This window comes from Pirellulales bacterium (assembly GCA_035499655.1).
In the GTDB taxonomy this organism is placed as follows: domain Bacteria; phylum Planctomycetota; class Planctomycetia; order Pirellulales; family JADZDJ01; genus DATJYL01.
Genome location: DATJYL010000224.1, coordinates 17,427 through 28,978 on the forward strand (window position 1 = coordinate 17,427; position 11,552 = coordinate 28,978).

An 11,552-nucleotide genomic window follows, 5' to 3' on the forward strand; every position below is an offset into this window, starting at 1 on the left:
CGCGAAGTCAATCGGTGAAATTATACAACATATTTGGCCGGCCGTAAGTCGCTTCATTCGGTCGGCAGTGTCCTGGAGTTGGCTAAAGAAAAACCCGCGCAATCAGCTATACTATCCTGCCGTTCGAGGAGCTTCCGATTGCGACGCTTCCGCGATTACCGCTTCCTCAGACGACAGCGCTTCCCTGGCAGCCGTCCCATCCAAGGGGCCGTACTTTCGCAATTGCGGAAACAGCCAGGCGATGGCCGCCACGACCGCCAGCGTCCCCACCCCACCGCTGACCGCCGAAATGGTGGCCGAGCTGGCCGTGGAAAATCGCGCCGACTGAAACGCTTGTGCCACCGTTCCCGATTCAATATCGCCCACTTCGTTCGAAATCGAAATGAACATGCCGTTGATGGCCGAGACGCGCCCCCGCATTTCGTCGGGCGTGAGCAATTGAATCAGCGATTGCCGCACTACCACGCTGATATTGTCCATCGCGCCGGTCATGAACAGCATGGCCAACGACAAGGGATACCACCGCGAAAAACCAAACACGATGGTCGCCACGCCAAAACCGCTGACGGCGCACAACAACGTCTTGCCTGCGTGCCGCATGGGGGGTAAATGTGACAGAATGAACGACATGGTCACCGCGCCGACCGCCGGAGCGGCCATCATCACGCCGTAACCTATATTCCCCACTTTCAAAATTTCGTCGGCATAAATCGGCACCAGCGCCACCGCCGCCCCGAACAGGACGCCGAACATATCCAAGCTGCTGGCCGCCAAAATCACCTTGGTGCGCCACACAAAGCGAATTCCCACTGCCAGGTTTTCCGCCGTAAACGGTTGCTTGGCCGTGGGCCGTCGATGATAGCGAATGGTCGAAAGAATTCCAAAAAAACACAACGCGAAGCTGGCATCGAACACGTAGACCATTGCTGTCCCTTTGAACACGGCAATCGCAATCCCCGCCGCCGCCGGGCCCAGAACCGAGGCCAACTGAAATGCCGCAGAATTCCACGTCACGGCGTTCGGAAAATCACGCCGTCGCACCAAGTGCGGCAACATCGATGCCTTGGCCGGCTGCTGGAACGCCCGGGCTACCCCCGCCAGAAACAAACAACCGTACATCCATGCCACCGGCGCCTGCGCCGCTGAAAAACTTGCCAAACCCGCCGAACAGCTCGAGATGACCAACACGGCGGTCATAATTACCCGCTTACGGTTGAATCGATCGGCGACATGCCCGGCAAAAATCGCCAAACCCAACACCGGCAACACTTGCACCAAACCGACCAGTGACAAAGCAATGGGGGCTTTCGTTCGGCGATACAACTCCAGGCCGATGGCCGCCGATTGCATTTGTAATCCCAAGATCGCCAAAAAATTGCCGGCCATGTATCGCCGAAAGGCCGGCACGCGCAATGCGGCATACGGATCGTGCCGGGCAGATGCGCCCGAATCGGAAAGCGCCCCAGCGGAAGCTGGTGAGTCGCCGGCGTTAGAATCGGTAAGCTTCATCAATTCAAAGTTTGCCCGCGGGGTGTCCTAGAAGAAACTTGAACATAGCCGACATTTTATTCTCAGACACACTGGCAGCACCGCGGTTCAGTGGCGGGCAAATCAATCGGCATATAGGGCTTCGATTTCCTTGGCAAAATGCTGCTGCACAATGCCGCGGCGCAACTTCAGCGTGGGGGTAAGCTCCTCCTGTTCGACGCTGAAGCCGCGCCCCAGCAGCGTAAACCGCTGAATTTGTTCGCACTTTGCCGCATCGGACAGTCGCTGGTTAATTTGTTTTCGATACAGTTCCAACACCGCCGGATGCACCAGCGCCTCGGCCGCTGATCGCACGGGAATTTTCCGCGCAACGATTTCCGCCCGCAGCGTGTCAGGATTCGGCACAATCAGCGCCGTCAGATATTTTCGCCCCTCGCCAATGATAATTGCTTGCAAAATCAGCGGCTCTTGCAGGAGCAGGCTTTCCAAATAAACCGGCGCAATGTTCTTCCCCCCTGCCGTGACAATCAATTCTTTTTTCCTGCCCGTGATGCGCAAGTATCCGTCGGCATCAAGCTGGCCCAAGTCGCCCGTGTGCAGCCAGCCGTTCTCAATGGCGACGGCGGTGTCCTCCGGCCGCCGCCAGTAGCCCAGCATCACGTGCGGCCCGCGTGTGAGAATTTCGCCGTCAGCGGCAATTTGAATCTCCACATCTTGAATCGCCCGACCGACGGTTCCCACTTTGTTGTGATCCGGAGTCGCCGTGGCAATCACGGGGGACGATTCAGTCAATCCGTAGCCTTGCACCAACGGCACTCCCTGTTGCCAAAAAAAATCGGCCACATGATCCGGCAGCGCCGCACCGCCGCTGCAGCAAGCCCGGATATTTCCCCCCAAAGCCTGCTGCAAATGCGTCGGGCCGCCCGTTGCAATCGGTCCAATTTTTCCCGCCTCCGAAAGGCGCCGCTGCAACCGCTCAAAAAAATAGGGGACACCGTTGATGAGCGTCGGCCGCACCACCGCGCAATGCGCGATAATTTGCTCCCGATTTTGCACCACGGCTAACTCAGACCCACGCGTTAGCCACGTGTACAAATCGCAGGTGCGGGCAAAAATGTGCGAAAGGGGAAGCCAACTCAGGCGAATATCTTTCGCGGTTGTCTCGAAGGCGGCGCAGCAGCCCGCCGCATTGCTGGTTAGATTTCCATGGCTGAGCATCACGCCTTTGGCTTCGCCTGTGGTGCCGGAGGTATACAAAATTGTTGCTAAATCCGTTGCCTCTGTTCGTGACAACGATTCCTGCACCATGGAGTCCGCGGCGTTTTTGCCCACTGCGGCGAATAACTCGGTGAACGGCAAAACAGGCTGACCGGCAATTTCGGCCTCGGTCAATTCGTAGCAGTAGAAGTGCAGGCCGCGCGGCAGGGTGACGCCATCGGCGGCTAGCTTGTGTGCTTGCTCGGCGGTGGAAAGCAGCACCATGCGCGCCCCGCTATCGGCAATTTGCCACGCGATTTGCGCTCCCGACAACGATGCGTGCAGCGCCACGTGAACGCCTCGCGCCAAATGCACCGCCAGATCGACCAAGGCCCACTCGTACCGGTTTTCCGAAACCTGCGAAACCCGATCGCCCGGCTGCACGCCGGCCCGCCGCAGCCCAGCCGCCAAGCGGCGTACTTCGTGTCCCAGTTCATTCCACGTGAGACTGCTAAATGCCGCATCCTTGCCTGAAGGCACATGCAAGGCTGTTCTGTCGCCGCTGCGGGCCACACAGTCGCAAAACAATTTGACAAGGGTGGTCGGTTGAGAGCCCATCGGCAGAATTTGTGAATGAATCAGGCTCCGCTTCACGCCAGTCACAACCGCTCAAAAATCGTGGCAATACCCTGACCCACACCAATGCACATGGTGGCCAGGCCGGTGGCGGCTCCGGAATCGAGCATCGTGTGAACTAAAGTCGCCGTAATTCGCGCACCGCTAGCGCCCAGCGGATGGCCAATGGCAATCGCCCCGCCGCGAACGTTGGTTTTTTCCTCGTCCAATTTCAGCATCCGAATGCAGGCCAGCGCTTGCGCGGCAAACGCCTCGTTCAACTCGATCAAATCGATGTCGGAAAGCTTCATCCCGGCCCTTTCCAATGCCTTTTTCGTGGCAGGCACAGGACCGGTGCCCATGACCGAAGGATCTACGCCGACCACCGCGGTCGACACAATTCGCACTAATGGCTTCAATCCCAACGATTTGGCTTTTTCTTCCGACATTACCAGCAGCGCCGCCGCGCCGTCGTTCAACGGCGAGCTGTTCCCCGCGGTCACGGTTCCCATGCCCGGCATGAAAGCGGGCTTCAATGCGGCCAGCGATTCCATGCTGGCATCGGGGCGAATGCACTGATCGGTTTCCACCAAAATGCGATGGCCCGCCTCATCACGGCCGTAAGTCGGCACCATCTCCGGCTTGAATTTTCCCCCGGCGGTAGCTGCGGCGGCCCGTTGATGGCTGCGTAGCGCAAAGGCGTCCTGTTCTTCCCGAGATATTCCTTCCGTTTGGGCGAGAAACTCCGCCGTCACGCCCATCAGCAGCGCGCCTTTGCTGGTCCGCTCGAACAGCTTGGGGTTCAAATCGATTCCTGCATCCATGGGAATGTGTTGCATGTGTTCCAGCCCGCCGACAATTTGCACATCTTCCGCGCCGGCCACGATTGCATGTGCCGCCTGATTTAGCGCCTGTAAGCTGGAACCGCAAAGTCGGTTAATGGTGGCTCCGCCGCAGTGCATCGGCAACCCAGCCATCAGTGCCACCGTGCGAGCGACATTGAGTCCTTGTTCCCCCTGCTGTTGCGTATTGCCCAGGACAACATCTTCAATTTCCGCCGGGTTAATTCCGCTGCGCTCGACAAGCCCCCGAACCGCGGCCACGGCCAGATCGTCAGACCGCACATCGCGGAACACGCCTTTTTCCTTGTGCGAACGGCCAATCGGCGTGCGCACGGCGGCCACAATCACAGGGCGCTGCAACGAATTAGCCATAAAACTTCTTTCCGGTTTTGGCCATTTCTATGAGCATTGGCGTCGGTTTCCAGCGATCACCAATCGCTTCCAACGGTTTCAGCATTTCCAATATCTTTGCCGCTCCCAGAGCGTCGGCCCAAAACAGCAAGCCGCCTTTGAAGGGGGGGAAGCCTAGGCCATAAATCAAACCCAGGTCTACATCGCGAACGTCTCGTACCATTTTATCCGTCAGCAAGCGTGTGGCCTCCAGCAGCATCGGCAGGAACAGTCGGGCGGCAATTTGCTCGTCGCTAAGTTTTTGATGGTCGCGAATCATCGGCTCCAGCAGCGTTTTCACCGCCGGATCTGCTACGCCCCGCTCATTTCCAGCCGTGTATTTGAAGAACCCAGCCCCCGATTTTTGCCCTAACCGGCCCGCTTTGATCAGGGCCGGCACCACCGGCGACACGATAATCCGTTCCGGAAAGGCATCGTACATGACGCGGCCGGCGTAAAAAGCCGTATCGAGTCCCACCATATCGAACAAGGTAATCGGCCCCATCGGCATGCCGAAGTTTCTAGCGGCCCGGTCGATGGCGGAAATCTCCACGCCATCCAGCAGCAACTCGATCGATTCGTTCAGGTACGGCAGCAGCATGCGGTTCACCAAAAACCCGGGTCCATCCCGGACCACAATCGGCGATTTTCCGATCGACTTGGCGTAGGCCACCGCCGTGACGATGGTTTCATCGCTGGTTTGCCGGCCGCGAATGACTTCCACCAGCGGCATTTTTCGCACCGGGTTAAAAAAATGAATTCCGCAAAATCGCTCCGGCCGTTTCAGCCCTTCCGCCAACCGGGTGATGGGAATCGTCGAAGTATTCGAAGCCAAGATGGCATCTTCGCGCAACAGCGGTTCCAGGCGTGCGTACAACTGCCGCTTTACTTCCGGGTTTTCCACAATCGCCTCAATCACCAAATCGCAGTTGGCAAATTCAGCGTCTGTGGTTGTGGCTTTGAGGAGCGCGGCGTATTTGATAGCACGCTGCGGATCGGGCCCCTTGGTTTGCTTGTTGTAGGAAACATCTTCCAGAATTCTATGTGCACCAGCGGCGAGTGCCTTGGGCGCCGCGTCGGCAATAGTCACGGGCAAATCGCGTTTCAAATTGGTCGCCGCAATTCCCTGTCCCATGATGCCCGCGCCAACCACCGCCGTCGATTGAATGGGCCGCGGAACCACATCGGGCCGATTTACGCCGGTATCTTTCTTGCTGCGATCGGACAGGAAAAATACGTTGATCAGCGCGCGGTTCACCGGCGAGCCAAACAGCGCGGCCATTCCTTCGGCTTCGGCATTGCAGGCCGAATCGATATCCACCGTTGCGGCGCCCAACATGACTTCCAGCGCCGCCAAGGGCGCCGGATAATGCCCTTTGGTTTGCTGTTGGATGTATCCATACGCCGTGGCGCCCAGAAAGCCCAGTTCGGTCTCGTCAATATCTGGCGGCCCACTCCAGCGGCGACGGTCTGCGAGATATTGTTTCGATGTTTGTTCGGCCCGGATCAAGCGCACGGCCGCATCTTGAATGCGGTTGGCCGGCGCCACATCCGACGCCAGCCCCATTTTGTAAGCCATTCGCCCGTCAATGCTTTCCCCGCTCGTAACCAGTTCCACTGCGTTAGCCAAGCCCACAATTCGTGAGGACCGAGCCGTGCCGCCCCAGCCCGGAAATAAGCCGAGCTTCACTTCCGGAAAACCGAATTGAGTTTTGGCGTCATCGGCCATCACCCGGCGATCGCACCAAATGGCCAACTCCGCGCCGCCCCCCACGCAAATGCCATCGATAGCCGCCACGGTGACGAATGGGCAATTCGAAAGCCGCTGGAACAACTTCCTCCCGCGCGCGCACATGGCTGTGACATCGCTTTTGGGCACATCGAACGAGGCGGCGAATTCGCGCAGATCGGCCCCGGCAATGAACGACCCCGGTTTTCCCGACCGCACGATTAGGCCGGCCAAATTGGGCCGCTTTTCCAGAACGTCTAAATGTGCCGATAATTCTTCCAGCACGCGCTGCGAAAGCACGTTGGCCCCTTTCTGTGGGTCATCCAACGTCAATACCGCAAGGTCCGGGTCCGCAAACGAAAGAACAATCACTGCATCGTTGGGCATAGTTCAATTTTCCTGCCAGTGGAATACCGTCAAGATAGACGTGCCAGGCCATTACGTAAACCCGGAGACCCCCGCCCTCCTCGATAGTTACCTCCGGCTTGCTTAGCGATTGGCCGAACAGGTAGAATCCAAACCATCGATCAGATTGCAATCCCGCCGGAGTACAACGTCCATGGCCATCCGCAAGTTACTGACAAATATCCTTGTGTTTTGCCTGCTGGTCGCCTTGGGAGTCGCGACGCGTTGGATTTCCGAGGCCAGCTATCCAAAACTTTCCGCTGCCACGGCCAACGAACCGTCGAACTTGAGCTCCATCGGCCTGGCTAATTTTACCGCTACGACCGCCGCGGGACTGTTTGCCGGATATTTTTTTGTTCCGCGGTTCGCGGCATGTCTGGTCCCGCTGGCCATTGTCGTGCTCAGTAATTTGGGGCTTCCCAAATACAACAACCGCTGGGAAATGGGCATTGCGATTGCGATGCTTGTCCTGCCTATTGTTTTGGGTTGGTTTCTCCAGCGTCGATCCAACTGGTTGCGCATTTTTGGATTTGCCGCCACTCCGGCGATCTTGTTTTATCTGGTGACCGATTTCGTGCTTTGGCCGGGCAACGATTTGTATCCGCACACTTTTAGCGGTCAAATCGACAGTTACGTCGCCGCCTTTCCATTCCTCCGCAACATGCTCTTGGGCGATTTATTCTTCTCGGGCCTCATTTTCGGTGTGCACAGGTGGGCTGCTTCCCAGGGCGAAGCGATTGAACAGAAGCCGCAATTGGCGCCGGCGCCGGCAGTTCGAGAGTGATCGGACGAATGAGGCCCGTCTCTTCATCTGCCCGTTTTCGTCAGCCCATTTCCACCAGGCCGTCTCAAGCAACCTTTCGCTCGACCGCCATCTGGGTTCCGCATCCGCCTTCCCTGCGGCACAATCGGTAACTTTTCCCCAAGTTTATCATCCGCGCCGGCGTCTGCCGATGTTAAGCCCTAACGGCACTGGATGCCGGCTGGTTTGCGGTAAGTGACGACCGTGGCGATGTGTCCGAATCGTGCTCATTTGGACGCCCCCGATAGAAACCCGCAACCGCACCTTTGGCAACGGACTGAATCCATTGTTGGTCCCTTTGTGCAAAGAGTGCGCGAGTGAGCCCATCCATTCCTCCGTATCTGCAACTCCGCTCCGCGGAAACTGCCGACAAGCTGCAGACCGATCTGGCCGACTTGGCCTGCGTTGGCGAATTATGCCAGGCCTTCGCCGACGCCACCGGATGGCCCCTGCGGTATATCCCCCTGCCCGAACCTTCCGAAAATATCGATCTGCTCTGGTCCGCCCCGGTCAACCCGGGCGTTGGAGAATCTCCCGGACATCTGCGGATCGATTTATGCGGCGCTTCGGCCATGTACGAATCCATGCGTTCCGATTGGCAGGCCGCGGAGCGCATGGCCGGGGCGATTGGCGAATTGTTGAACGAATTATTTGCCGCCCGCCGCGCCCTGCGCGAGCGCGAAGCGGAGCTGGCCGCCGCCGTTCCGGTAAAACCCCATCGCGATGAACAAGGCCATTTGGCCTCGCGCCTGGAAGCTACGTTGCGGGCTGGCGCCCAGGGAATTGGCTGCCAGTCTGCTGCGCTGTATTTGCTGGACGACAGCACCACCCAGCTCAAACTTCGGGCCGCATGGGGCTTGCCGCTGGAAAAGTTTACCGCTCAGGCTCGACCGTTGGCCAACCAAATGGCCGATTTGGAAGCCTTGATCGGCCATGCCGTGGCTTTGGAAAGCCGCGACGAAATGGTCGGCCCCTGGCGAACTCCGGAGCCGGCAGAGGCCGCGCTGTGTGTGCCGGTTTCCAGCCCCACGGCGCCGTTGGGCACGCTGTGGTTTTTCTGCGACGCGCAGCGCCCCTTTTCCGACGAACAGACGAACATTGCCGAAGTGGTTGCCGGAAAAATCGCCTCCGATCTGGAACGCTATGCCCTGATTGAGGAAAAAACTTCCAGCCATCAACTCCAGCAACAAGTGCAGGCCGTTCGGCGTACCCAGCAGCATCAATTGCCGGTGGTGTCGCCGCCGTTGCCCGGCTGGTCACTGGGCGGCTGGACCGAACAGTCCGAATCTTTGGGCGGCGCGTTTTACGATTGGCGCATGCTCGACGATCAATCGCTGCTGCTCATGCTCGGCGATGCCTGCGAGGGCGGATTAGAGGCCGCGCTGGCTTCCGCGGCGCTACGGGCAGCCTTGCGCGCAGCCGACGATACGCCGCTGGACATCGACGAGCTGCTCCGCCGCGCCAATCGCATCCTCTGGGAAAGCTCGGCCGGCAATTGGTGGGCCGGGCTCTGGATGGGACAGCTGAATCTAGCGGACGGCCGCTGCCACTTCACCGCCGCCGGTCGACCCAATGCTTTGTGGCTTAAGCCCGACGGTTGGGCCTCCCTGGTGAAGCCCAGCGAGCCGCTGGGCCTGACGCCGGTCATCCAAACGGAGCGAAAAAAGCCGTTGATTTTGTCCCCCGGCCAGTCGCTGGTCGTCTGCAATCGCGGAATCATGGAAACTGCCGATGCCCGTGGTCGCCCCCTCGACGATGCCGCTCTTTCGCGGCTGTTGCTCAAGGAATTGGCCGCGCCGCCGCAGCGGATGATCGATCTGGTGCACGACGCGCTTCCCGCACCAAACGATGTCTCTTTTCCTTTGGCAGAGGGCCGGGACGAGGAGAATCGCTCCAGGCCGCAGGACCGCAGCATCCTGGTCGTACAGCGTCTGCTGAGCTAGAATTCTCCCATCTGCGGGAATGGCGGAATTGGCAGACGCGCTAGGTTGAGGGCCTAGTGGTAGCAATACCGTGCAGGTTCAAGTCCTGTTTCCCGCATTCCTAATAGCGCCCGCCGTGGCGAACCGCTCCGCAATACCGAACTATTTGCCCGACGGTTTTTCGTCGTCGGCTGCCGGCGGACTGGAATGGGCTTCCGCTGCCGGGGCGGTCTGAGCGGCAGCGGGCGTGGTTTGCGCCTCACCATTGGAAGCAGCCGATTCGCTCGGGGCTGCGCTGTTACCTGATTTTTCATCCGGCGGGAACAAAACCGAATTCAAAATCGGCATGAATTCCCGCAAGAACGGGACGGCGGCGCTGTCCACCGGACTGATGTGCGTCGACCCATGCAAGTCCGTGTTGGCATAAATCTTGTACAACGCCGGATAATGCATCAAAGAATACTTTGGAACGCGCGGGGCTTCCCATTTACCGTCATGACCGAAGCTCCAGAAGATGCGTAGATCTTGTGGATTGAACGAAAGGCCCTTGCGAAATCGGGTGGTGGTGAAATCGGCTGACGTTTTACCATTCTCTCCGGAATCAATCGTGTACGATTGCTCATCTTCCGCTTCTTCAAAGCCGCTTAACACGTAGCACTGGTCGGGGGTATGTTGCGTAATGTCCTTGGGATGGCCGCAAACAATATAGATCTCAACCGCTTTGTCCGGATCGGTTCGGTTCACATATCGCCGAGAAAAAGTATTCACCGCCCCCGAGGCCTCTTTGGAGCGTTCGTCAATGGGCGAATCGACGCTGTCCCAATTTCCAAAGGACGTGGGAACGTGGTTCAATCGCTCCGCATAGAGTTTTTGCTCTTCTGAAACGGATCGATGATTCCATCGCTCCGTCCACTTTCCTTGCAAGTACGAATGCGCTGCCAGTAGCACGATGCTGACAATCGCCAATCGGATCAGCAACTTGCCGGTGCCCTGCACATAAAAATGAACGACGAGCAGCCCCAGACAAACCACGGCGGGAATGATAAAGCTCCAATAGTTTGCCAGCAGTTCCATAAGATAAATTCCAACTGAAAGACTATAAACCCAACTGAAATACAAAAAAACGTTGCCAGCGGCGCACAACGACGCGTTGCCTGCCAGCACGAAAACTAGGTTGGCGACGGCAAGGCATAGGCCGGTCGCCGGCTGGTTTCCGTGATGCCATTCACCACCGCTCCTAAAACTCTGATCCCCACCGATTCCATGCGCTCTCGCGCCTCGTAAACTTTTTGCAATTGGCTTACGTCGCGCCGCACGCTCAAGATGGCGGCATCCGCATGCGCCCCCAGCAACAGGGTATCCGCATAAGTCAGAACGGGCGCGGCGTCGATGACAATAAAATCAAATTGTTCCCGTGCCTTGTTGAACGTATCCTTCGACAAATCTTTCGACAACGAAGCGATCGCCTGGTAATCGCACGCTCCGGCTGCAATCAGCATCAGGCCGTCGACAGGCGTGGGCTGAATTGCCCCTTCCAGGTCGACTTCGCCACGCAAAATTTCGCTTAGGCCGGGCTCCAGCGAGGCGCTAAACATGGCATGTACGGTGGGCGCCCGCAGGTCGCCGTCCACCAGCAGCGTGCGGCGGCCCGATCGCGCCAAGCTGGCCGCTAGATGCGAGGCGACCGTCGTTTTACCCTCACGGTCGCCGGCACTGGTCACCATAATCACGTGCGGCGCGTCGTCCCGCGATTGCCGTAATAACATCGTGCGGATGCTGTCGACCGATTCGGCTAAAATTCCTTGCAAGGCAGCGGATCCGTTCAATCCCTTCGTCCGCGATAGCGCCTCCAAATTGGGCACGGTTCCCAACACGCGCAGGCCTGTATTGCTGGCAAGTTCGCCGGTCGTATTCAAACGGTGGGCTTGGTATTCCATGGCCACCACGGTTCCGGAGCCCAACAGCAAACCCAGGAAGCCCGCGAAAACCGTCACCACAATTCGAAACGCCTCACTCGGTGCGTCTGGCACGGAGGCATCGTTTAACACGATCACCCGCGACGGCAGCTTCAGTGCCAGCCGGACGTCGTTCAATTCGGCCTCTCGTCGTTCGCGTTGTCTCTCTTCCTCATGAATCTCTTCCTGCAAACCGGTCAACTGCTC

Annotated in this window: 8 protein-coding genes and 1 tRNA gene; 3 read left to right on the top strand and 6 right to left on the bottom strand. The window is 58.3% G+C overall.

Going from position 1 to position 11,552, the window contains the following annotated elements:
• Positions 1–111 precede the first annotated feature (111 nt).
• The 4 genes from VMJ32_17785 to VMJ32_17800 all read right to left on the bottom strand — a co-directional run bounded on the left by VMJ32_17785 (position 112) and on the right by VMJ32_17800 (position 6,648).
• On the bottom strand, positions 112–1,509 hold the full coding sequence (locus tag VMJ32_17785; GenBank protein ID HTQ40875.1) for an MFS transporter: 1,398 nt from the start codon (positions 1,507–1,509) through the stop codon (positions 112–114).
• A 102-nt stretch (positions 1,510–1,611) separates the two neighbouring features.
• A complete protein-coding gene (locus VMJ32_17790) occupies positions 1,612–3,303 on the bottom strand; it encodes an AMP-dependent synthetase/ligase (GenBank protein ID HTQ40876.1) in 1,692 nt (563 codons plus the stop codon).
• Positions 3,304–3,344: 41 nt separating this feature from the next.
• Entirely contained in the window at positions 3,345–4,514 is a 1,170-nt protein-coding gene (fadA, locus tag VMJ32_17795; protein ID HTQ40877.1) for an acetyl-CoA C-acyltransferase FadA, read from the bottom strand.
• Positions 4,507–6,648 carry a 3-hydroxyacyl-CoA dehydrogenase NAD-binding domain-containing protein gene (locus tag VMJ32_17800; GenBank protein HTQ40878.1) on the bottom strand — a complete coding sequence of 714 codons (2,142 nt, stop codon included), beginning with the start codon at positions 6,646–6,648 and terminating at the stop codon, positions 4,507–4,509. Before VMJ32_17800 ends, fadA begins: the two co-directional genes overlap by 8 nt.
• Positions 6,649–6,820: 172 nt before the next feature.
• On the opposite strand from VMJ32_17800, the gene VMJ32_17805 reads away from it, so the two are divergent.
• The 3 genes from VMJ32_17805 (at position 6,821) to VMJ32_17815 (ending at position 9,508) form a co-directional block, all read left to right on the top strand.
• Entirely contained in the window at positions 6,821–7,450 is a 630-nt protein-coding gene (locus VMJ32_17805; GenBank protein ID HTQ40879.1) for a DUF6580 family putative transport protein, read from the top strand.
• Positions 7,451–7,785: 335 nt separating this feature from the next.
• A complete protein-coding gene (locus VMJ32_17810) occupies positions 7,786–9,411 on the top strand; it encodes a SpoIIE family protein phosphatase (GenBank protein ID HTQ40880.1) in 1,626 nt (541 codons plus the stop codon).
• A gap of 13 nt (positions 9,412–9,424) precedes the next feature.
• Positions 9,425–9,508 (top strand) — tRNA-Leu (locus VMJ32_17815).
• Between the two features lie 44 nt (positions 9,509–9,552).
• Here VMJ32_17815 and VMJ32_17820 read toward each other — a convergent pair.
• Both VMJ32_17820 and VMJ32_17825 read right to left on the bottom strand, forming a co-directional pair.
• On the bottom strand, positions 9,553–10,464 hold the full coding sequence (locus VMJ32_17820; protein ID HTQ40881.1) for an exosortase-associated EpsI family protein: 912 nt from the start codon (positions 10,462–10,464) through the stop codon (positions 9,553–9,555).
• A gap of 95 nt (positions 10,465–10,559) precedes the next feature.
• Positions 10,560–11,552: CpsD/CapB family tyrosine-protein kinase (locus VMJ32_17825; protein ID HTQ40882.1), on the bottom strand; the 993-nt coding region annotated here is incomplete at its 5' end.